Annotated in this window: 22 protein-coding genes; 12 read left to right on the top strand and 10 right to left on the bottom strand. The window is 66.4% G+C overall.

Annotated features, from left to right (window positions below; all coding sequences use genetic code 11):
• The first annotated feature begins 23 nt into the window (after positions 1-23).
• The 3 genes from VN706_23800 to VN706_23790 are packed head-to-tail and all read left to right on the top strand — an operon-like array spanning position 24 to position 3,969.
• Positions 24-1,991 (top strand): ATP-binding protein, encoded by a 1,968-nt coding sequence (locus VN706_23800; protein HXT18672.1) that lies wholly within the window; start codon positions 24-26, stop codon positions 1,989-1,991.
• The gene (locus tag VN706_23795) at positions 1,988-2,365 is read left to right on the top strand and encodes a response regulator (protein HXT18671.1); all 378 of its coding nucleotides are present in this window, start codon (positions 1,988-1,990) and stop codon (positions 2,363-2,365) included. Before VN706_23800 ends, VN706_23795 begins: the two co-directional genes overlap by 4 nt.
• On the top strand, positions 2,362-3,969 hold the full coding sequence (locus tag VN706_23790; protein ID HXT18670.1) for a diguanylate cyclase: 1,608 nt from the start codon (positions 2,362-2,364) through the stop codon (positions 3,967-3,969). The genes VN706_23795 and VN706_23790 overlap by 4 nt, the downstream gene beginning before the upstream one ends.
• A gap of 107 nt (positions 3,970-4,076) precedes the next feature.
• Here the strand turns inward: VN706_23790 and VN706_23785 are convergent, their stop codons facing one another.
• The 3 genes from VN706_23785 to VN706_23775 are packed head-to-tail and all read right to left on the bottom strand — an operon-like array spanning position 4,077 to position 6,414.
• Positions 4,077-4,514 carry a metal-dependent transcriptional regulator gene (locus tag VN706_23785; GenBank protein HXT18669.1) on the bottom strand — a complete coding sequence of 146 codons (438 nt, stop codon included), beginning with the start codon at positions 4,512-4,514 and terminating at the stop codon, positions 4,077-4,079.
• The gene (locus tag VN706_23780; GenBank protein HXT18668.1) at positions 4,511-5,020 is read right to left on the bottom strand and encodes a universal stress protein; all 510 of its coding nucleotides are present in this window, start codon (positions 5,018-5,020) and stop codon (positions 4,511-4,513) included. Before VN706_23780 ends, VN706_23785 begins: the two co-directional genes overlap by 4 nt.
• Positions 4,981-6,414 carry an Nramp family divalent metal transporter gene (locus VN706_23775; GenBank protein HXT18667.1) on the bottom strand — a complete coding sequence of 478 codons (1,434 nt, stop codon included), beginning with the start codon at positions 6,412-6,414 and terminating at the stop codon, positions 4,981-4,983. The genes VN706_23780 and VN706_23775 overlap by 40 nt, the downstream gene beginning before the upstream one ends.
• 129 nt (positions 6,415-6,543) lie before the next feature.
• On the opposite strand from VN706_23775, the gene VN706_23770 reads away from it, so the two are divergent.
• The 6 genes from VN706_23770 to VN706_23745 all read left to right on the top strand — a co-directional run bounded on the left by VN706_23770 (position 6,544) and on the right by VN706_23745 (position 13,359).
• On the top strand, positions 6,544-6,936 hold the full coding sequence (locus tag VN706_23770; protein HXT18666.1) for a VOC family protein: 393 nt from the start codon (positions 6,544-6,546) through the stop codon (positions 6,934-6,936).
• 32 nt (positions 6,937-6,968) lie between these two features.
• Positions 6,969-7,367 carry a hypothetical protein gene (locus VN706_23765; GenBank protein HXT18665.1) on the top strand — a complete coding sequence of 133 codons (399 nt, stop codon included), beginning with the start codon at positions 6,969-6,971 and terminating at the stop codon, positions 7,365-7,367.
• Positions 7,364-7,813 (top strand): hypothetical protein, encoded by a 450-nt coding sequence (locus VN706_23760; protein HXT18664.1) that lies wholly within the window; start codon positions 7,364-7,366, stop codon positions 7,811-7,813. The genes VN706_23765 and VN706_23760 overlap by 4 nt, the downstream gene beginning before the upstream one ends.
• Positions 7,814-7,918: 105 nt before the next feature.
• Positions 7,919-10,294 carry a TonB-dependent receptor gene (locus VN706_23755; GenBank protein HXT18663.1) on the top strand — a complete coding sequence of 792 codons (2,376 nt, stop codon included), beginning with the start codon at positions 7,919-7,921 and terminating at the stop codon, positions 10,292-10,294.
• 138 nt (positions 10,295-10,432) lie between these two features.
• Complete coding sequence (locus VN706_23750) at positions 10,433-10,789, top strand: PadR family transcriptional regulator (GenBank protein ID HXT18662.1); 357 nt, start codon at positions 10,433-10,435, stop codon at positions 10,787-10,789.
• On the top strand, positions 10,789-13,359 hold the full coding sequence (locus VN706_23745; GenBank protein ID HXT18661.1) for an ABC transporter permease: 2,571 nt from the start codon (positions 10,789-10,791) through the stop codon (positions 13,357-13,359). The genes VN706_23750 and VN706_23745 overlap by 1 nt, the downstream gene beginning before the upstream one ends.
• Before the next feature lie 187 nt (positions 13,360-13,546).
• Here VN706_23745 and VN706_23740 read toward each other — a convergent pair whose 3' ends face one another.
• Genes VN706_23740 through VN706_23730 form a run of 3 tightly spaced genes read right to left on the bottom strand, consistent with a single transcriptional unit; the run spans position 13,547 to position 15,444 of the window.
• Entirely contained in the window at positions 13,547-14,173 is a 627-nt protein-coding gene (locus VN706_23740) for a CoA pyrophosphatase (protein ID HXT18660.1), read from the bottom strand.
• 24 nt (positions 14,174-14,197) lie between these two features.
• Positions 14,198-14,551 carry a rhodanese-like domain-containing protein gene (locus VN706_23735; GenBank protein ID HXT18659.1) on the bottom strand — a complete coding sequence of 118 codons (354 nt, stop codon included), beginning with the start codon at positions 14,549-14,551 and terminating at the stop codon, positions 14,198-14,200.
• Positions 14,548-15,444 (bottom strand): LD-carboxypeptidase, encoded by an 897-nt coding sequence (locus VN706_23730; GenBank protein HXT18658.1) that lies wholly within the window; start codon positions 15,442-15,444, stop codon positions 14,548-14,550. Before VN706_23730 ends, VN706_23735 begins: the two co-directional genes overlap by 4 nt.
• A 177-nt stretch (positions 15,445-15,621) precedes the next feature.
• Here VN706_23730 and VN706_23725 point away from each other — a divergent pair, with 177 nt between their 5' ends.
• From VN706_23725 to VN706_23715, 3 genes are all read left to right on the top strand, one after another.
• A complete protein-coding gene (locus tag VN706_23725; protein HXT18657.1) occupies positions 15,622-16,134 on the top strand; it encodes a hypothetical protein in 513 nt (170 codons plus the stop codon).
• Between the two features lie 123 nt (positions 16,135-16,257).
• On the top strand, positions 16,258-17,529 hold the full coding sequence (locus VN706_23720; GenBank protein ID HXT18656.1) for a dicarboxylate/amino acid:cation symporter: 1,272 nt from the start codon (positions 16,258-16,260) through the stop codon (positions 17,527-17,529).
• Positions 17,529-18,686 (top strand): glycosyltransferase family 2 protein, encoded by a 1,158-nt coding sequence (locus VN706_23715; GenBank protein HXT18655.1) that lies wholly within the window; start codon positions 17,529-17,531, stop codon positions 18,684-18,686. Before VN706_23720 ends, VN706_23715 begins: the two co-directional genes overlap by 1 nt.
• A gap of 31 nt (positions 18,687-18,717) precedes the next feature.
• Here the strand turns inward: VN706_23715 and VN706_23710 are convergent, their stop codons facing one another.
• The 4 genes from VN706_23710 to VN706_23695 all read right to left on the bottom strand — a co-directional run.
• Positions 18,718-20,220, bottom strand: coding sequence for a secretin N-terminal domain-containing protein (locus VN706_23710; GenBank protein HXT18654.1), 1,503 nt, complete (start codon positions 20,218-20,220; stop codon positions 18,718-18,720).
• A complete protein-coding gene (locus tag VN706_23705) occupies positions 20,217-20,756 on the bottom strand; it encodes a hypothetical protein (GenBank protein HXT18653.1) in 540 nt (179 codons plus the stop codon). The genes VN706_23710 and VN706_23705 overlap by 4 nt, the downstream gene beginning before the upstream one ends.
• Positions 20,753-21,382, bottom strand: coding sequence for a GspMb/PilO family protein (locus tag VN706_23700; protein HXT18652.1), 630 nt, complete (start codon positions 21,380-21,382; stop codon positions 20,753-20,755). Before VN706_23700 ends, VN706_23705 begins: the two co-directional genes overlap by 4 nt.
• Positions 21,379-22,155 (bottom strand): hypothetical protein (locus tag VN706_23695; protein HXT18651.1); only part of this gene is annotated, 777 nt, incomplete at its 5' end. The genes VN706_23700 and VN706_23695, both read right to left, overlap by 4 nt.

Raw genomic sequence — 22,155 nt, 5'->3', positions numbered from 1 at the left:
GTGCGGATAGCCGTCTTTTATCGATGCACGTCTCGCCCAGATTGAAGCCCAGCATTCGCTCGCCGATCGACATCGGATTTCTGATCGCCGGCCTGGCGCTCGTCATCGTCGGAGGATCGTCGCTGTTCAGCAGCCAACACCTCCGCACCGAGGCCGGCTGGGTCAGCCACACCTATCAAGTCCTCCATATCCTGGACGAAGTCGAGAACGACATTCGCCTGCCCGTGCGCGACATGTTCGTCACGCAGCGACTGGCGGGCGAGCTCAGCCAGGCTCGAGCGCTCACCAGCGACAATTCGCGCCAGCAACAACGTCTGGACACGCTGCAGGCGTCGATCAACGGACCGCGCGCCAAGGCGTTGGGCGTCGTGGCCCGCCTCAAGACCGAAGAGCAACGATTGCTCACCGTACGCAACGCGGCGACGGACAAATCCGCGGCGCGCACGTCGGTCATCATTCTGACCAGCACGGTGCTGGCCCTCCTGCTCATGGGCGGCGCGCTGCAGCTGCTGCACCGCGATCTGCGCCGCCGGCGGCTCGCGGAGCGCGCGCTGCAGGACAGCGAGACGAAGTACCGCGTGCTCATGGAGCAGGCGGCCGACGCGATTTTCATCGTGAATTCGGATGCCGTGTGCGTCGAGGCGAATGCCCGCGCCGCGGAAATTCTTGGACGGCCCGAAGAACAGATTCGGGGGCTTCCACTGAAGGCATTCGTTCGTCGTGACGGCGCGGCCACGGGCCCGATTCTCCCCATGCTGCGCTATGGCCACGTCACGACCGGCGAGTTCTGGGTCGCACGGGCCGACGGCTCGCGCATCCCCGTCGAGATTCGCGCGACCATGCTCGAGGACGGCCGCGTGCAGGTGATCGCGCGCGACATCAGCGAGCGCAAGGAAATCGAACGCGCGAAGGACGAGTTCGTCTCGATCGTCAGTCACGAGCTCCGCACGCCGCTCACCTCCATCCGCGGCGCGCTTGGCTTGCTTGCGGGCGGCCGGCTCGAGGCGACGCCCGAAAAGCGCGACCGAATGATCGACCTCGCCGCGTCGAATACCGATCGGCTCATCCGGCTCATCAACGACATTCTCGACGTCGAGCGTCTGAACTCGGGCGGCGTCACGTTCGACCGCGAGGACGTGAAGGTCCGCGACATCCTCGAGCAAAGCGTCGACGGATTGCGCACGGTTGCCGATCGCGCCGGCGTCCACTTGCGCTGGACCGCTGACGATCTCGAGATCTGGGCCGATCCCGACCGCATGACCCAAACGCTCACGAACCTGGTCGACAACGCGATCAAGTTCTCGGAGCCGTCGTCCACGGTCGACGTGAACGTTCGGCGCGACGGGCAGTTCGCCATCTTCGAGGTGAGCGACCACGGGCGCGGTATTCCGGCGGACAAGATCGACGCCGTGTTCAAACGCTTCCAGCAGGTCGACGCGTCCGACGCACGGGAAAAGGGAGGCACCGGCCTTGGCCTCGCCATCTGCAAGAGCATCGTCGAACAGCACGGCGGCCGTATCTGGGTCGAGAGCACGGTCGGGGACGGCTCGACGTTCACGTTCACGATTCCGCTCGTGGAAGGGCGGCGGCTGAGTACTGGAGATCCGGGCGCGCCACGTGTCCTGGTGTGCGACGATGACGCCGACCTGGTCGAAGTGCTGCGCGCGACGCTCATGCAGCGCGGGTTCCGCGTCATCGGGGCGCAACGCGGCAAGACCGCGATCGATCTGTTCGACGCGGAAGGCGCGGACGTCGCGGTGGTCGACATTCTACTGCCGGATATCAGCGGCATCCGTTTGCTGCGCCACATTCACGCGTCGTCGCCGACGACGCGCATCATCGTGTATACAGCGACGTACCTCGACGTCGCCGAGCGAGACTTCATCCGCGGCATCGGAGCGACTATCGTAACGAAGGCCCGCAGCACTCCAGAGGCGCTGGCTGACGAAGTCGGGCGCGCGGTCGTGCCCAACGCAACACACGCCGGATGAATCGAACCGTCCTGCTCATCGACGACGATGACGACATTCGCGAGATCGCGCAGCTGTCGCTGGAGCTTGGCGCCGGCTGGACGGTATGGTGCGCGGCATCGGGTGCGGAAGGATTGTCGATCGCGCGCGCGAACGCGCCCGAAGCGATTCTGCTCGACGTCATGATGCCGGGCATGGATGGTCCGGCGACGCTCGCCGCGCTCCGCGAAGACGAGCGCACGCGCGACATCCCGGTGCTGTTTCTCACGGCCAAATCACGACCTGCCGAGCGCGACCGCCTCGCCGGACTCGACGTCTCCGGCGTCCTCGGCAAGCCGTTCGATCCAATCATGCTGCCAGACCAGGTCGGCGACCTGCTCGGCTGGCCGCGATGAGCGACGTCGCCGTACAAAGCGCGATGGATGCGCTGTGGGAGCGTTCGCGCGACACGGTGTTGAATCGTGTCGCGGCCATCGAGCGCGCCGCGCAGTCGCTGCTCTCGGCGCCGCTCGACGAAGACGCGCGCCGCAACGCCGAGCGCGAAGCGCACAAGCTGGCTGGTGTGGCGGGAACGTTCGGCTTTCAGCACGCGTCGGTACTCGCACGAGAAGCCGAGCAGCTGCTGACGGGATCGGGTCCGATCGCGTCGCGCGACGTGTTGCGCCTTTCCACCATCGCGGCGGAGCTGCGGCGCCAGATCGACCAGGACGAACGTCCGTCGGCCATGTCGGATGACGAGAATACCGACGAGCTGCCGATTCGTTCGCATTTGCTGATTCTCGCCGACGATCTCGATTTCCGAGATCACGTGGCGCTCGAGGCGCGGAGTCTTGGTGTCGACGTCCTCGCCGCGCAGAACGTCGCCGATGCACGCGCGACCCTCGCCGCCGGCCCCATCGACGCGGTGGTGCTCGATCTCTCGGTCGACAGCGCGGGCCTGCCGTTCCTCGAGGAGTTGCAGGTCGCGCGGCCGACGCTGCCCGTGATCGTGATCTCGAGCGGCGACGAATTTCAGGATCGCGTCGAAGCCGCGCGACTTGGCGGACGCGGGTTTTTGCAGAAGCCCGTGCGTCCCTCGCAGCTCATCGACCTGCTGCGCGATTCACTCGTCGTCGCGAAACAGCATGTGTCGACGATCGTCGCGGTGGACGACGACGAAGACCTGCTCGCGCTGCTCGAGGCAATGCTGCAGCCGCTGCGCGCGCGCGTGATCGCCGTGACCGACCCGCTGCGCGCGCTCAACGCGCTCGTCGAGCACGCGCCGGACCTCGTGATGCTCGACGAAGACATGCCGGGACTCTCGGGTATCGAGCTCTGTCGCGTGCTGCGCAACGACCCGCGCTGGGCCGCGGTGCCGGTGTTGTTTCTCACCGGCCAGGTCGACCCGATGACCGTGATGCGCATGTTCGAGGCGGGCGCCGACGACTTCGTCGCCAAGCCCGTGCTCGGCCCCGAGCTGGTGGCGCGCGTGCGCAATCGTCTCGAGCGAACGCGCATGCTGCGTCTCGCCGCCGACGTCGACAGCCTCACGGGCGTCGCCACGCGCCGCCGCGGCATCGAGGTGCTCGAGCGCTACTTCCGCCTGGCGCAGCGTCAGGGGCAGCCCATCTCGGTGGCGGCGATCGATCTCGATCACTTCAAGGCCGTGAACGATCGCTGGGGTCATCTCGTCGGCGATCTCGTGCTGCGCCGCGTCGCGACGATTCTGTCGAAGTGTTTCCGCGGTGAAGATATCGTCGCGCGCTGGGGCGGCGAGGAGTTCGTCGTCGGCATGTATTCGATGCCCGGCGATGCCGCCGCGCGCCGCCTGGGTCAAGCGCTGGAGAAGTTGCGCGGCGAGCGGTTCGAGAGCGCCGGTCAGGGCTTCACGGTGTCGTTCAGCGCGGGCGTGGCCGAGTTTCCGGAGAATGGCGCCGACTGGACGACGCTCTATCGCGTGGCGGACGATGCGTTGGCGCGCGCGAAGTCAGAGGGGCGAGACCGCGTCGTCGTCGCGTAGCCGTCATCCCGAAGGAGCGAAGCGACGAAGGATCTAACGTCCCGGTAGCGGGGACAGCCCTCTTACCACGAGTTAGATCCCTCGCTTCGCTCGGGATGACAGGCGCGCTACGCTTCGCACGCCTCACGCGTCGGAATCGGCGCGCCGTGCGGATCGATCTCGGGCTCGCCGATCGCCGCGGCCATCAAATCAATCAGCTCGTCCGACGCCGCGTGCTCGATCCGCTCGGCTTCGTCGTGCACGCGATCCTGCGGGTACCCGAGCGCCGTCGTGAGATAGGCCTCGATCACGCGATGCCGCCGAATCGTGCGCAGCGCGGCACGCCGGCCCGCGCGCGTCAGCGTCGCGCCGCGGTACCGCTCGTACGTGATGAGCCGCTGCTCGGCGAGCCGCCGCATCATGCCGCTCACCGACGGCGGCGCGAAGCCGAGCGCGCCGGCGATGTCGTTCGTCGATGCCAGGCCGCCGTCGCCGCCCAGCTCGAAGATGACCTTTAGATAATCCTCAACCGGCGCGGTGACCGGCGTCGGTCTGAGCGCGGTCACGACGGAGGCACCTCGCGCGACGGTGTATCGCGCGGCGTGCCGCGGCGTTCGCCGCGCACGAGCAGCACCGGCACGCGGGACAGATGCCGCACTTCGTTTGCGACGCTGCCGTAGATCACGTCCTTGAGAAACCGGTGCCCGTGCGTCGACATGGCGATGAGGTCGCACCCTTCCCGCGCCGCGGCGTCGGCGATCTCTCGCGCCGGATCGCCGCCGGCGAGCAGGGAGTCCGCCTCGATGCCGTCCGCGCTCAGCGACGCGCACGTCTGCTCGAGATACTCGCGATCGAGGCGCATTTCCTCGGACTCGCGCAGATGGAGCTGTTTCACATTGCGCGCCGCCCAACCGTCGGCGACATGAATCAGCACGACGGACGCATGACACATCGCGGCGAGCGCGCGTACGTGCTCGACGATGGCGTGATCGTAATCCGAGTGCTCGAGCGGAACGAGAATGCGCCGGTACATCAACTCACCCATCCCCGGATGGTCTGCACGAGCAGCCATACGTTGAGTACGGCGATGATGAACGCCACCGCCCACGCGAGTGTCTTGAGCCAGACCGGATTCGCGAAGCGGCCCATCTTCGCGCGCTCCGACGTGAACTGCACCAAGGGAATCACGGCGAAGGACAGCTGCAAGCTGAGAACGACCTGGCTCAGTATGAGAAGTTGCGCCGTTCCACTTTCGCCATAGAAAATGGCGACGATCGCGGCCGGCACAATGGCGATGAGCCGTGTAATCAACCGCCGCATCCACGGCCGCAGGCGAATGTTAAGAAATCCTTCCATCACGATCTGGCCGGCGAGCGTGCCGGTCAGCGTCGAGTTCTGGCCCGAGGCCAGGAGCGCGAGCGCGAATGCCGTACTGGCGCCGGCGCCGAGCAACGGCGTCAGCAGCTTGTGCGCATCCTGAATCTCGGCGACGCCGGCGTGGCCCGACCGATGAAACGTCGCCGCGGCGATGATGAGGATCGCCGCGTTGATGAAGAACGCGAAGCTGAGCGCGATCGTCGAATCGAGAAACGCAAACCGTACCGCCTCGCGCTTGCCGTCCGCGGTCTCCTCGTACCGGCGCGTCTGCACGATCGACGAATGCAGATACAGGTTGTGCGGCATGACCGTCGCGCCCAGGATGCTGATCGCGAGGTAGAGCATCTGTCGGTCGCCGACGATGCGCGCCGTCGGCACGAAGCCGCGCATCACCGCCGGCACGTCGGGATGCGCGAGAATGATCTCGAAGAGAAAGCAGATGCCGACCGTCGCGATGAGCGTCACCACGAGCGCTTCCAGCACGCGCACGCCGCGGTTTTGCAACGCGAGCAGCAGCAGCACGTCGAAGCCGGTGACGAGCACGCCGATCGCGACCGGCAGATGAAACAGCAGGTTCAACGCGATCGCCGAGCCGATCACCTCGGCCAGATCGCACGCGGCAATCGCGATCTCGCACAAGAGCCACAACATGATCGTCGTCGGCCGCGAGTAGTGATCGCGGCACGCTTGCGCGAGATCGCGCCCGGTGACGATGCCGAGCTTGGACGCGAGCCCCTGCAGCAGCACCGCCATGATGTTCGACAGGAGGACGATGCTGAGCAGCGAGTAGCCGAAGCTCGATCCGCCGGCGAGATCGGTGGCCCAGTTGCCGGGATCCATGTAGCCGACGGCGACGAGATACCCGGGTCCGGCGAACGCGAGGAGCTTGCGGAGAAAGCTGCCGCCGCCTACCGGGACCGAGCGATAGACCTCCTGCAGGCTGGGCGCGACGCGCGAGCGGCGCCAGCCGTGGTCCCCCGTGGGCTCGCCGGCGTGGTCGCCGGTGGGTTCGCCAGTGGGTTCGCCGGTGGGTTCGCCGGTGGGTTCGGAGTTGGTCGTCGGTTCGGGAGTTTCGTGCGGTGCCGCCATAAGTTAGGATAGGCTAACTTTGCCACGAAGGCAATGGGGCACGCTTCACCCTTGCGCGAATCGCCGATCCCGTGAATACTGGAGATAGTTAGCTTAGCTAATTATCTCCTCTCACCACGGCCCATTCCCATGCCCGCCCTCGCGTCCAGCCGCATCGGTCAGATCGCCATCGTCTGCAAAGACGTCGCGCGCGCCACCACCTTCTACCGCGACGTCCTCGGCCTTTCGTTCCTGTTCGCGGCGGGACCGACCCTTTCCTTTTTTCGCTGCGGCGACGTGCGTCTCATGCTCAGTCCCGCCGAGGGCGAGGCGACGGGCACGTCGGTGTTGTACTTCTTCGTGCAGGACATCGAGGCGGTGCAGAAGGAGATCGCCGGAAAGGGCGCGCGCCTCTTCGATGCGCCGCACGTCATCGCGCAGATGCCCGATCACGATCTCTGGCTGTGCGAGTTTCGCGATTCGGAAGACAATGTGCTCGCGCTCATGGAGAGCGCGTGCGAAGTGCCTGACACGCGAGAGTGACGCCGCGGCGTCTCGCGATGTTTGGCTATCAGATGCAAATACCTACATACACGCAACTCGGATTGACGTTGCTCGCGCTCGCCGCCGGCTGCGGGTCGGCGCAGCAGGTGGTATGTCCCGATATCGCGATTCGGGCGGTCGGCGTGCGCGTCATCGACAACGCGACGGGTGCGCCGATCACGAGCTCGACGCAAATTGCGTGGTCGCGAAGTGGCGACGACGTCGCGCTCACCGAGCACGTGCCGGCTTCGTATCCGGATACGAGTGCCTTCATTCTGGAGATCGTATCGGCAGGCTCGTATCAACTCATCGTGTCGCGCGCCGGCTATCTGAACCGAAACGTGAGCGTGAACGTTGCGTCGACCGGTGGTCCATGTCCGGAGTCAGTGCCGGTCACGCTCGTCGTTCCGCTCGACCGCGCAACGCCGTGAAATTCTTCGCGGTCGCGTTGACGTTGTGCGTTGTCGCGATCGCAAGCTGCTCGTCGAGCTCGACGACGACGCTGCCGCCGTTCGACGGCGCGCTGGCCATTGGCACCTGGGGCGGCGACAGCGCCGCGATGATCGTCGGCGACACCGCGATGCACATTCACGTCGGCTGCACCTTCGGCGACGTCGCTGGACGCGTGCCGGTGACGAACGATCGATTCGACGTAAACGGCAGCTACATGCTTCGCGCGTTTCCGATCGCCCTCGGTCCCGCCGTGCCGGCTCGCTTCGTCGGCCGACTTGACGGCGCGACGGCGACGTTGACGATCACCGTAAACGACACAGTGCAGCATCAGACCGTGACGCTGGGCCCGGTAAGCGTCACGTATGGACACGATCCGAAACTCATGCCGTGTCCCATATGTCGGCGGCCCGACTTGCAGCGGTGATAGAGGCTCATCGGTCAGCAGCGGCCGGGCGGTCACGACCGTATATTGATTGTCGAAATCCCCCGCCCCGCTTCGCTTCTCCACTCGCCCATTTTCATGCACGCGATGAATCGACTTGGCGCGCTCCTTCTGGTCGCCGCCGCTCCAGCGGCAATCGCGCAACAGACCGGCAGTATTCACGGGACGGTCACGAGCGCGACGTCGCATGCAGCGATCCCCGGCGCGCGGGTAGAGATCCAGATGCCGCAGCGCATCGCGATCACCGATCCGACGGGCGTCTATCTGCTGCGAGACGTTCCCGCGGGCACGTACAAAGTGTTCGTTTCCGCGATCGGACGCTCGCCCGACAGCGCTACCGTCACCGTCACGGCGCCAAACAGCGCGACGCTCGACATCGCACTCAAGCAGGGCTCGCTGATGTTGTCGAGCGTCATTGTCTCCGCCACGCGCACGCCGGTCGAGGCATCGAAGGTCGCCGCGACGGTCGACGTGCTGACGCCCGAGCAGGTGAAGCAAAGTCCCACGCGTGAAGCGCAGGATCTCTTGCGCGAGTTGCCGTCCGTCGAGCTGCCGCGGCAGAGCAGCCTGGTTGGCGGAACGGCGCAGATCGTCTCGATTCGCGGCGTCGACGAGGGCCGCACCGCGGTGCTCTTCGACGGCGTGCCGATCAACGACGCGTGGGGTGAGTGGATCGATTGGGGTCGCGTACCCAAGTCGATGCTCGATCACGTCGAGGTCGTCGAAGGCGGCACGTCCAGTCTGTACGGCAACGGGGCGATGGGTGGTCTGATCTCGTTCTTCTCGCGGCCGCTCGCGCCGGGCGCCGTCGATTTTCAGCTCGATGGCGGCAGCCGCAGCGCGCAGCACGCCTATGTCGCGGCGGGGGTTCCGCTCGTCGGCGCCCTCACGGCCAACGTCAACGGCGACTATCAGTCCGGCGGCGGCTATCGCTTGATCAGCCCCAACGGTTTCGGCACCGCCGTGTGTCCGTGCGTGGCCGGTCCGAGCGACGTCGAGTCGAACGTCATTCAGCGCAACGCGTTTCTTCGGCTGAACTACGCTCCGTCGTCCGACTGGTCGATGTTCGCGACCGGACACCTGTTCGGCGACAGCCGAAGCCTCGGCACCCCGCTCACGTTCGACAATCGCGATCAGCGCAACCTGGATTTCGGATTTACTCATAACGCAGTTCTCAATGGGGCACTGGCCGTTCGCGGCTGGGATGGCCGTCTGATCGAGCAGCAGCGGTCGAGCGCGTTCCGGTCCGCCGCCGCGCGCGCGATCGAGGACTCTTCGCTCACCGCTCAGATCCCGAGCCATGATTGGGGCGCATCCGCGCAATGGACGCGCAGCAACGCGTGGCACCTCGAGTCGTTCAGCCTCGGCGCCGATCTCCGGCACTATCAAGGCGACTTCAACGAAGTTGATTTCAATACTGCGGCCTGTGCCGCGAACGGTGCGGCCTGTCACTCGGTCACGCAGCACGTGTCGTCGGGCGGCGATCAGGCGTTGAGCGGCGCGTTCGCGCAGGCGATCGCGGCACCGTTTCAGCCGCTGCGCATCGAGCTGAGCGGTCGCGTCGATCAGTGGAACAACAACGACGGGCATTCGTTCACGACGAGTGCGGCCGGCGTGCGCAGCGACGCGACGTACGCGAACAAGACGGCCAGCGCCTTCTCGCCGCGACTCGGCGCCCGCTACGCGTTGACGTCGACGTTCTCCGTGCGCGGCGCGGTGTACAAGGCGTTCCGCGCGCCGAATCTCGCCGAGTTGTATCGCAAGCAGGTGAGCGCGTCGTCGATCACGATTCCGAACCCGTCACTCGATGCGGAAACGGCGGTCGGTCGCGAAGCGGGCTTCGACTGGCAGCCGCTCGACTGGATGCAGGCGAAGGGCACATGGTACGTGGCCGATTACAACAACTTCAACGTTCCGACGAATCTCTCGCCGACGTCGACGCCCCCGCGTCCCGCGGAATGCGGAACGGTCGCGACGTGCCGTACGCGACTCAACGTCACGAAGGTGCGCAGCCAGGGCGGCGAAGCGTCGGTCGCGGTGCGGCCAATCCAGCAGCTCTACCTGAGCGCCGGCGTGAACTACGATGACGCGCGTCAGCAGTCGGCGTTGCCGGCGAGCACACCGAACGATCACAAGCCGCACGTGAACCGCGTGCCGTCGCCGAAGCAGACCATTCGCGGCACGTGGACGTCGTCGAAGCTGGGTGACTGGACGGCGGTCTGGCGCCACGAGGGCCGCACGACGACGCTCCAGGGTGTTGGGCTCGACCCCTATACCGTGGTCGACGCCAACGTGCAGCGCGAGCTCGTGCGGGGCGTCAGCGGCTTCGTGTCGGTGGAGAACCTCACGAACAAGCAGTACATGATCAACATCGGCGGCGCGGGCACGGCGGCGAATCCGACGGTCGTCACGCAGGGTCTGCCGAGAACCTTCCGGGTTGGCGTGGAAGCGGCGCGCTTCTAAGTCGAGGTTCGGGTCCGACAACGCAGACGGGAGCTGGCGACCGACCGGTCGCCGGCTCCCTTTCCATTTCATCCCTGACTCAGTCCGGCCTGCGTATATCCATTGCGAATATATCCAGTGTGGATATAGTTTGGACGCATGACCCGAGACGAGATCGAAGGACTGCTGCCCCTGCCGCCGGCCACGTTTCACATTCTGCTGGCGCTCGCGGACGAGGATCGACACGGCTACGCCATCATTCAGGACGTCGCCGCGCGCACCGACAACGAGCTGCGGCTGAGCGCCGGAACGCTGTATCGCTCCATTCAGCGCATGCAGGAGCAGGGGCTGATCGTCGAGGCGAACAAGCGCCCCGCCCCCGCGCTCGATGACGAGCGCCGCCGCTACTACTCGATCACGTCGTTCGGTCGTGCGGTCGCGCGCGCCGAAATGCGGCGGTTGACGCAGCTCGTGAAAATGGCGCGGGCGCGCGGACTCACGCCGGAGATCCCGTGATGCGCTTCTACAAATTCCTGCTGCATCTCTATCCACGGTCGTTCCGCGCCGAGTATGCGGGCGAGATGGCGGCGGCATTCAAGGCGAGAATGCGGAACGCGAGCGCAGTAGGAGTCGCGATCGCGGCGCTGACCGACGTCGTTCCGAACGCCGCCGCCGCGCATTGGGACATTCTGCGCGCCGATCTCCGGCACACGGCGCGTGTGCTGCGCCGCTCACCTGGCTTCGCCATCACGGCGGCGCTCGTCGTCGCCCTGGGCGTCGGCGCGAACACCGCGGCGTTTTCAGTCGCGGACTTCGTGCTCATCCGGCCGCTGCCGTTTCCGCAGGCAGAGCGGTTGATCAAGCTGTACGAGAGCACGCCGGGCTACGGCTACATGGAGCTGTCCCCGGGCAATTATAAGGATTGGAAAGCGCAGGCGCGTTCGTTCGAATCGATGGGCGCGTATAGCGACATCCCGGTGAATCTCACCGGCAGCGGTGAGCCGATGCGCCTTGGCCGCGGCCTCGTCACCTGGGATTTGTTCGACGTCCTCGGCGTGAAGCCGGTGATCGGCCGCGTATTTACGGCGAGCGACACCGTGGCGAATCAGTCGGTGATGTTGAGCTACGCGCTGTGGCAGTCCCACTTCGGCGGCGACCCGGCGGTGATCGGGCGCAGCATCGTGCTCGACGACCAGCCGCATGTCGTAATCGGCGTCATGCCGGCGGACTTTCACTTTCCGTCGCGCGACGAGACGATGTGGACGACGTTCGCCTTCTCGACTGACCAGCTTGCGGATCGCGCGGACAACTACATCACCGGCGTCGGCCGTCTCAAGCCGGGGGCGACGTTCGAGCAGGCGCGCGCCGAGACGGGACTGATTGCGGAGAGATTGGCGCAACAGTTTCCGAAGGCGAATCAGGGAACGGGCGCGCACGTCATCCGCTTGCGTGACGAGCTGTCGACGCGCTCGCGCGCGCTGCTGCTCGCCTTGTGCGGGGCGGCGCTGTGCATCCTGCTGCTCGCGTGCGCGAATCTCGCGAATCTGTTGTTGGCGCGCGCCGCGTCGCGCGAGCGTGAGCTGGCGGTGCGCACGGCGCTCGGCGCCGGGCGCGAACGATTGATTCGGCAAATTCTCACCGAGAGCTTCGTGCTGGCGCTCATCGGCGGCGTCGCCGGCGTGCTCGTGGCCATTGTCGCGGTGCCGGCACTCACGGCGCTCGTGCCGTTCACGTTGCCGATCGCGAGCCAACCCAAGATCGATCTGCGCGTCGGCGCGTTCGCGTGTCTGCTGGTGCTGGTCACCGGTTTGGCGTTCAGCATCATTCCCGCGTGGCAAAGCGCGGGCGCTAACGCGATCAGCGCGTTGCGCGAGGATAGCCGGTCGGGCGGCGGTGCGCGGCGGCGCATGCGCGGCGCGCTCGTGATGATCGAGATCGGCGCGTCGGTCGTGCTGCTGATCTCGAGCGGGCTACTGGTTCGCGCAATCTGGCGATTGCAATCCGAAGACGTCGGCTTCCGCACGGAGAATGTGCTGACCGCGACGACCGCACTGTCGTTTAGACGCTACGGTGATCCCGAAGTCCGCTGGCGATTCTACACGAGCGTGCTCGATCGCGTACGCGCGCTGCCCGGCGTATCGAGCGCGGCGTACATCAGCGGTCTGCCGATCGAGCGCAAGGGTGGCATCTGGGCCGTGTCGTACAACGAGCAGGAGCAGCAGATTCGCGACGCGTCGAAGACCGCGAGCCTCCGTTTCGTGACGCCGGGCTTCTTCTCGACGCTGGGCATTCCGCTCCTGCAAGGCCGCGACGTCGACGCCACCGACACGCCCGACAAGCCATATGCCGCCGTCGTCAGCAAGTCGTTCGCGGAGCGGATGTGGCCGCACGAAACGCCGATCGGCAAGCACTTCTTCTCGGCATTTCACGACCGCATGGTCGTGGGTGTCGTCGCCGACGTGCGCGTGCGCGGTCTGGAGCAGACGAGTGAGCCGCAGATGTACATACCGGCGAGGCAAGTCGAGAAGGGCAACCTGATCGGGTACGTACCGCAGAATCTCGCCATTCGATGCCGTTGCGCCACGACCGCGATCGCGGGTGAAATCCGTCGCATCGTGCACGATGCCGATCCGCTGCAGCCCGTCTCGGACGTGCGCATGCTGGCCGACATCGTCGCGGGTGAAACCGCGCCGCGCGTCGCACAGCTTCGCGTGCTGATGATTCTCGCGGCGATCGCGCTGCTCCTGTCGGGCATCGGCATTCACGGCCTGCTGTCGTTCACCGTCGCTCGCCGCACGCGCGAGATCGGCGTTCGCGTCGCGCTCGGCGCGCGCTCGGACGAAGTGCTGCGCATGGTGTTGCGTGAGGGACTCGTGCTCTCGCTGTTGGCGATTCTGCCGGGTGTGATCGTCGCGTACTGGGCGGCGCGGGCGATGAGCTCGTTGCTGGTCGGTGTGAGCCCGAGCGATCCGGCCACGTTTGGGCTGGCGGTGTTTCTGTGCGCCGCGACCACGTTGATCGGGTGCATCCGGCCGGCGGTGCGGGCGGCGCGGGTGGATCCGGTCGAGGCTCTGCGGGCGGACTAGGCTCGAGGTGGCGACAACTGGTACTACGACAAGTTCTGACCAGATCTGACAACATCTGAAAACTGCGGCAAACAAAAACAATTTGGTGGTTGCCGCGACACCGGTCGTTCCTTGGGCAGCTGGGCTCTTCTGTTGTTTTTCTCAGATCTTGTCAGACCTTGTCGTTGTTCTAGTTGTTCCAGTTGTTCTACGGTAGTTCTCCGCCGCTGTCGGTAAGCAGGTCCAGGAACTGCGACAGTGCCCGATGCGTGAGCCCCCACACCGTGTGCTCACCGTGCCGGAAGACATCCACCTCGCGCTCGCCTACGCCGCGAATCGGCACGAACGCCTTTCCCCAACGCGCCGTCTCCTGAATCGCGCCGATCGGCACCCAGAACACTTCGGCGACTTCTTCGCTCTCGATCAGCGCGACGTCGGGACGCACCACCGCCACGAACGGCCTGATCACGAGCGGCGGCAGGGACGGTGTACGCGGCGTGATGTCATCGAGCGTGCCGAGTATCCGGCCGTCGCGCGCGAGGTCGATGCCGGTTTCTTCCCATGTCTCGCGCACGGCGGTGTGCTCCAGATCGCGATCGGTCGGATCCATGCGGCCGCCCGGGCACGCGACGTGGCCACTCCACGGATCGTTCTCGTATTCCGCGCGGCGAATCATCAGCAGCTCGGGCTCGCCCGCGGGTGACGCGCGCAGCACCAGCGCGATCGCCGCGTAGCGCATCGCGCCCTCGGCGTGAATGGGCTTGCCCGGCGACAGGGCGAGACGTCGCGCAAGGCGCGCGACGTCGGGGTGCGCGAGCAGTGCATCGAGAGGCATCGACTGCAAACTCCTCGGACTCCGCTAGTCCACCTCTCCGCCGGATTCGACCCAACCGCGAAACCCGGTCGCCAGCGACGCGACGTGCTGGTATCCCATCTCCTGCAACGTCGCGGCCGCGAAGGCCGAGCGGTTGCCGCTGGCACAGTAGATCACGAGGTTGGCGTCGCGCGGAATCAGCGCCTCGACCTTCGTCTCGAGGTTGCCGCGCGAGATGTGGACAGCGCCCGGCACCTTCCCGAGGTTGACCTCGTTCAGGTCGCGGCAGTCGAGGAGCACGACCGGCTCGTTTCGGGCCTGCATCTCGCGCAGCTCTCGCGGCGTGACTTCGCGGATCTTCGCCTTCGCGGCGGCGATCATGTCGGCGGCTGTTTTCACTGTGTTATAATATTAGAAATGGTGAGCGTTCGCCGGTCGGCGTCGAGGTGCGCCGGTGCACCGAACGGCAGCGTGACTTGATCATGGATATGGCCGAGTGGGAAATTGGCAATCGTCGGAACGCCGCATCGCTCGGCTGTTTCGCGAAGGACCCGTTCGAGCGGCCACTCCGCGTTTGCGCTGTCGTCCGGAATCTCCGTGAACTGCCCGAACACCAGCCCCGCCAACCGCCGCAGCCCGCCGCTCAGCCACAATTGCATCAACATCCGGTCGATGCGATACACCGACTCGGTCACGTCCTCGAGCACCACGATCGCACCGTCGAGATTCCACGCGTAGGGGGTGCCGGCCAACGCGGCGACGAGTGCCAGATTCCCCCCGACGAGACGGCCGTGCGCCGCACCCGCACGCAACGTCGTCGCGCCCTCGGCATGGATGCCGAGCGGCGGCGCATCGCCGTTCTCCCGCGCCACGGCGTCGAGAAAGGATCGACGTGTCATCTCGCTCAGCTCCGCGCGCGCCGTCGGCCCGTGAAATGTGACGAGCTCGGCACGTTGTCCGATCGCTGCGTGTAACGCCGTGACGTCCGAGTAGCCGATCAGTGTTTTCGGCTGAGCGCGCCACGCGCCATAGTCGATTTGTTCGAGAATTCTCATGGCGCCGTATCCGCCGCGAATGCACCAGATCGCCTCGATGTCGGGATCACGGGCGAATCGGTTGAGGTCAGCGGCACGGTTGGCGTCGCTGCCCGCGAGATAGCCGTCACGCTCGAGCACGTAATCGCCCGCGACGGGTTGCCAGCCGAGCGAGCGCGCGTTGGCGACCGAACGCTCGAGATCGGCTTCACCGCGGAGCGGGCCGGCGGGCGCAACCAGGGCAACGCGTGATCCCACGTGAAGCGGGGGCGGAAATCGCATCTGCGGAGATAATGACATCGCGCGCGCATCGTCAACTCGATGTTTTCAACGCGGCGTGGCACCGATGCTGCGCTTTAGCCACCGCTAGCCGGCGGGGACGGAGGGAAGGACGCCGGCGCCAGACTTTTTCGACGCTTTCGGAGGAACTGATTTATGGCGGATCGCCAGAACAACCAGGGTGATGGAATGGGTGACTCATCGAGCAGCTCGCGCGACAGCGGCATGAGCGGCTCGTCGAGCAGCTCGCAGTCGAGCGGCTTGAGCGGCTCGTCGGGCTCCAGCTCGCGGAGTGGTGGACTCAGCGGCTCGTCGTCGAGCGGCTCGAGCTCGTCGCGTGGAGCGAGCAGCGGCAGCTCGTCCAGCAACGAGAGCGGCTACGGTGCATCGGGCAACAACCCCGGTCAGACCGGCAGCACGGGCAACACCGGAAGCACCGGCACCTCGGGCAGCCGCACGGATCGCGGCAACCAGGGCGACGAAGGCATCGGCAGCTCGAGCACCAAGGGCGGCATGAGCGGGTCGTCGAGCGGCTCGCAGGGAAACACCGGTACGACCGGCAAGACCGGTGACATGGGGAAGACCGGCAACACCGGCAACACCGGCAACACCGGCAACACCGGCACGTCTGGCAATACCGGAAACACCGGGAACACGGGCAACCGCTAGCAGCGCGTCGTATCGCGAAACCTCGCGGTACACCGCGAAGCACCGCGGCTCTCGTGTGAACGCGGGGTGCGTCATCGACGCACTCCGCGTTTCTTTTTTGCCCGAGTGGCGTAGCTTTGCGGCGTGTCTCTCTCGACGCGTGTGCTGATCGCGCTCGTCCTCGGCCTCTTGACCGGGCTTGCGCTGACGTTTCTAGCGCCGGACTCGCGACGCATTGCCGTCGCGCTCGTCGAACCCGTCGGCACGCTGTTCGTCAACGGCATTCGCATGACGGTCGTGCCGCTCGTCGTCGCGAGCCTGATCGTCGGCATCGCGACGTCGGGGAGCGGGGCCATCGTCGCACGCGTCGGCGGGCGCGGGTTCGTGATTTTCGTGGCGCTGCTCGTCGCGTCCGGATTGGTTGGCGCGCTCGTGGCGCCGCCGGTCTTGTCGCACGTCACGCTCGAGCCCGCGGCGATCGCGAGCGTGCGCGCCGCATCGGCTTCGATCGACCCCGCGCGTGGCGCGGCATCGATTCAAACTCCGTCGCAATGGCTCGTGTCGCTCGTGCCGCCGAACGCAATGGGCGCCGCCGTCGATGGCGCGATGCTCCCCCTCATCGTGTTCTCCCTCTTCCTCGGTCTCGCGCTGCTCCGCGTGAGTGCGCCGCTTCGCGATCGCGTCGTGACATTGTTCCGCGGCATCGCCGACGCGATGCTCGTGCTGGTGCGATGGATGCTCGTCGTCGCGCCGATCGGCGTGTTCGCGCTGGCGGTGCCGCTCGTCGCGCGACTCGGGCTCGCGGCCATCGGCGCGCTGGCCGCCTATGTCGCGCTCGTGTCGATCGCGGCCGGCGTTTTCATTCTCCTGGTGTTGTATCCGGCGGGCGCATGGCTCGGAGCGATTGGCCTTCGCGAGTTCGCGCGCGCCGCACTCCCCGCGCAGGCCGTCGCGTTCTCGTCGCGCTCGTCTCTCGCCGCGCTGCCCGCGCTCATCGACGCATCGCGCAATCGGCTGCATCTGCCCGAAGAGATCAGTGGATTCTTCCTGCCGCTGGCCACCGTCGTGTTTCGCGTCGGTGCGGCGCTGGGGCTCACGACGGGCGCGGTGTTTCTCGCGCGCATCTATGGCGCGCCGGTAAGTAGCATGCAGCTCGCGACGGTCGTCGCGACGGCGATCGTGACCAGCTTCAGCATTCCTGGCATTCCCGGCGGATCGATCATCGCGATGGTGCCGGTGCTGACCGCGGCCGGGCTTCCGGTCGAGGGCATCGGCATTCTGCTCGGTGTCGATACCATTCCCGACATGTTTCGCACGACGGCGAACGTCACGGGACAACTCGCGGCGGCAACGATCGTGGCGCGCGGACAGCCGCGGAGCGTCGCGCGTGTCGATGATGTTCAACCGATGAATTGATGAACATCGCGGCACCGGTGTTGTGGTCGTTACCGTGGACGCTGCCGCCCATCGTCTCGCTGCTCAGAGCTCGGCGCACCACGTCCCTCGCCGCGTACGACGTGGCGATCGGCGCGAACGCGCCGGTCGTGTCGGTGATCGTGCCGGCGCGCAACGAGCGCCGCAACATCGAGCGTTGCGTCCGGTCGATTCTGACGGCGAGCTATCCCGCGTTCGAGGTGCTGGTGATCGACGATCACTCGACTGACGGCACCGGCGACGCCGCGCGTGCGATCGCCGAGGCGGACGGTCGCGTACGCGTGATCGAAGCGCCGCCACTACCCGCCGGTTGGTTCGGAAAGCAGTGGGCGTGCGCCAGCGGCGCGGGCGCCGCGCGCGGGGATTTGTTGTTGTTCACCGACGCCGACACCGCACATGCGCCGGACTTGTTGCCGCGCGCCGTGAACGCACTTCACGCGCGCGATGTTGACTTGCTCAGCGTCGCGGGGCATCAGGAGATGCACAGCTTCTGGGAACGCGTGATTCAGCCTCAGATGTTTGGGTTGCTCTCGCTGCGCTACGGCGGCGGCGAGGACGTGAGCCGAACGCGGCATCCGGAGAATGCAATCGCGAACGGGCAGTTCATTCTCGTCCGGCGTCACGCGTACGTCGCGATGGGGGGCCACGCCATCGTGCGCGATCGCGTGGCGGAGGATCTCGGACTCGCGCAGGAGTTCGTACGCGCCGGGCGGCGGATCGCGATGCTGGCGGCGATCGAGCAACTCTCCACGCACATGTACGCGTCGCTGCGCGAGCTGATCGGCGGATGGCGCAAGAACATCTTCGCCGGCGGTCGCAACGCCGTCCTCGGCGGCGCCGTCGGCCGATTCTTCTATCCCGCGATGCTGCTCGGCATTCCGCTCGTTGGGCTCATTCCAGTTTTCATATTGATCGCCGCTCTGTTCGGGATGTTGTCGGCGGCGTGGCTGATCTGGTCGGCCATGGCCGTTGGGGCGATGCTCGTGTTCTGGGGCGCGATCTACCGTTTCATGGGCGAACCAGTCGCATACGCGCTCATCTACCCGTTGGGATTCGCGATGCTCTTGTACATCGCCGCGGGCGCCGTGAGACGCGGCCGTCGGGTCGAGTGGAAGGACCGCCAGTACCAGAGCCGCTGACGTTCTCGTGGTGAGGATGAAGGTCGCGCAGTCACGGCATCACCTTGGTCGCCCGCTTTCGCATCGGCGCCGTCAATCGCTCGAGGTCTGCGTCATTTCGAATGACGTGCGGCGTGAGAAAGATGAACAGCTCTGTCTCGTTTCCCGACCGCGTGTGGCTGCCGAACAAGCCCCCGATCAACGGAATGCTCGATAGAATTGGAATTCCACTCACCTGCACGTCGCGCTCCTTGTCGCTCAAGCCACCGAGCACCACCGTCTGGCTGTCGCGCACGAGCAGATCGGTCTTCACCGATCGCGTCGAGATGACGGGCGCGTTGAACGCGGTTTCCGTCGTCGCGCTGCTCACCTCCTGCGTCACCGACATCGCGACCGTGCCGTCGACGCTGATCGTCGGACGCACGCTCAGCTTCGTGCCCACGTCGCGATATTCGACGATTTGATCGCGGACCGCCGCATCCGTCGGCAGCGATCGCGACACCTGAACGAACGGCCGCTGGCTTCCCACGTTTACTTCCGCTTGCTGGTCGTTCGCGGTCAGCACGATCGGCCGGCTCACGATCCGCACGTCGCCGCGACTGGCCGCCGCCTGGATCGTAGCGTCGAGGTCGAAGCCGCCAACGCCCATGACGTGCAGCGTGAAATCGGCGAGTCCGGCGGATGCCGGCGTGAAGGCGCCGCCGATCGTCGTGTTCTCGGTTCCCGCGACATGCTGCTGGCCGATCGTCGCCGCGACGCCAAGGCTGAAGTTCCGATCGCGCCGCGCTTCGACGATGAGAACTTCGATGAGCACCTGCGCGGGTCGGACGTCGATCTGCTCCACGGCCGCGCGAATGAGCTCGAAGTCCGCGCGATTGGCGCGAATCAGCAGGCTGTTTGCGTGCGCATCCGAAACGATCGTCACATCGCCCGTCAACGCGGCGGTTCGGCCGATCGTGCCGGGCATCGACTGCGGAAGCGGCGCATCGACCGGCGGCACCTGGTTGGTGCGCAACTCGTCGGCGAGCGTCGGCGTGTGACTGCCGCCGAATGCGGCGGATTGTTGCGGTGTGCCGCGTCCGAACAGCGCGTTGACCGTGGACGCGACATCCGATGCGCGCGCATGACTCAGCGGCACCACGAACAACTCGGGGCTCGCGACCTGCTGTTTTGCGCTGGCGCCGGGCGCGGTCGTCATCATGGACGAGACCGGCGAAGCCGATGAGGCACGCGGCGCCTCCCTCGGCCGTGCGCGATACGCGCCACTCGCGGTGTCTTCCACGAACTCATATCCCTGCGCGTCGAGCAACCCGCGCAGAAGACGCGGCACGTCGGCGCGCGGAATCGCTCTCGGCGGCTCGAGCGTCACCTGCGGACCGGGGCCCGAACCGCTGAAGATCACGGGTTTATCGAGATACTGTTGAATGACCTGCACCGCGGTGCGAAGATCGGTGTTCACGATGCGAATCGTCACGCTGTCCGGATGCGTTTGCGCGCTCAGCGGCGCCGAGCTCGCGCTCAGGATGCACGCGAGCGCTGGGATCGCGCGCCTCATTGCCGCCGCCGAAAGCTCAGGATCCACGTCGTGTCCGGGCCCTGCACCACGACGCTGTCGCGCGTCACCGTGCGCATGACGAGCTTGTCGAACGCGCTTCCGGTCCGAACGAGCGTGCCCTGCGCCTGTCCGGGAATCCCGTCGATCACGGCCTGCCATGGCGGTCCCCCGATGACCGCTTTCAACGTCATGACTGGACGGAGCGGCGGCGGCGCAACGATTGGATTCGCGCCCGCACTCGTCTCCACGGTGGCGTCGAATCGCACGCCCGCCGGCTCGTTCGCGATCCGAAACGGATCGTTGGAGACGATGAGCGCCTCCGATTCGGCGAGATGTGCCTCGAGCGAGTCGGTGTTGGGGCGAGCCACCACGTCCAGGTTCAGCGATGCAACCGGAAGCGCCGGCACGGCGTCACGCCACCGAACGACGCCGATCGTCATGAGGGCCGCGAACGCCAAACCGCCAAACGCTGACCCGCGCCACGCGCGCCACGCGCGCCACGCGCGCCACGCGCGCCACCCGCGCCACGCACTCATCGGCCGGTATCTCGCACGATCGCGCCGATCCCAGCCACCAACACGTCGATGCGCAGCGTCTCGACCTTCAGCGCACTCGAGACCGGCTCGGGCTGCGACACGCTCAACTCGCGCACGACGAGCGTCGCGCCGCCGCCCTCGATCGCGTGCAGAAATCCAGCGAGGCCGGTGACATCCGTGAGTCCCGTAAGCCGCACCTCGACTTGCGCGAGGCCCGCGGTCGCGGCGGAATCGGCGCGAAGCTGAAGCGCGGTGAGTTTTATGGAATTCTCATCGGCCAGGTCTTCGACCGAGGACGCGAGCAAGGCCGCGATCGCTGCCGGCGACGGTCCGGACAGAATGGCCGAGTCGACTTCCGCGAGCCGCGCACGACGCGCGGCGAGGCTGTCGCGAACCGCGCCGCTGGACATCAACGCCTGTTGATAGGTCGCGAGCTCTTGCGCGGCGGCCTGCGCGTCGGTGACACGATCGGATTGCCAGCGCTGCAACGCCGGCACGCCGCGCGCGATCGCGACCAGCAGAGTCACGGATACCGCGCCGCCGAGCAATGTTCGCCGATCGCGCCGCGACATTCCGAGATCGACGCTCACCGCGCCCACGGTGCTCACGGTGCTCACGGTGCTCACGGTGCTCTCCGTTCCGCTCGCGCCAGCGAAACGGTCCGCCTTCCCGGCCGCCGAAACCGAAACGAGGCGCGCTCGACACGTACGCCGCCAATCACCTCACGCGTCACCGAGCCCACGATGCGTGGCGCCACGATCTCACTCATGCCCTGCAGCTCGGGCAGCACATCCGCGACCTGTGCGGCGATCGCAGCGAAGCTTCCATCCACGGAATCCACGTGAAACGTCAGGACCGCCGTCGACTCCGGAATCGCTTCGCTCAGCTCACCCAACACGCTGCTCACCCGGCCACGCTCCCCGCGAAACGCCTCGATACGCGCCAGCGTTTGCGTGATTCGTCTGAGCTCCGCCTGATCGCGCGCCAGCGCCGAGCGCCGATCTTCTGCGCGGGCGAGCTCCACGCGCGCGTGACGGGCGAATCGTTCGGCGCGATAGCCGCGACCCGCGAGCGCGAAGAGTCCGGCAGCGGCAAGGCAAACACTTTCGAGGCCGAGGCGAAGTCGCGTGCGCCAGTGCGCACGACTCGCATCGACTGCCGGCCGCCAACACAACGGCCCATTCGGCCGCATCGCGGTCGCGGCACGCGCATCGATGTAGCGCTCAGCGTCGTCGTCGTTCGCTCGGTCGACCGCGGGCGCCATGATCCGATCGATGCGACACACGTGACCGTTCTCGCCGGCGATCGCGAATGCCTGGCGGCCATCGCGCCACTCGACCTGGTCATGCCCAACATTCGCCGCGATCGCGACCACCGAGGGCACCGCGCAGACGATTTT

The sequence above is a fragment of the Gemmatimonadaceae bacterium genome (assembly GCA_035606695.1).
Taxonomy (GTDB): domain Bacteria; phylum Gemmatimonadota; class Gemmatimonadetes; order Gemmatimonadales; family Gemmatimonadaceae; genus JAQBQB01.
The sequence above is the reverse complement of the archived record's forward strand: the minus strand, read 5'-3'. Positions and strand labels throughout refer to the sequence as shown.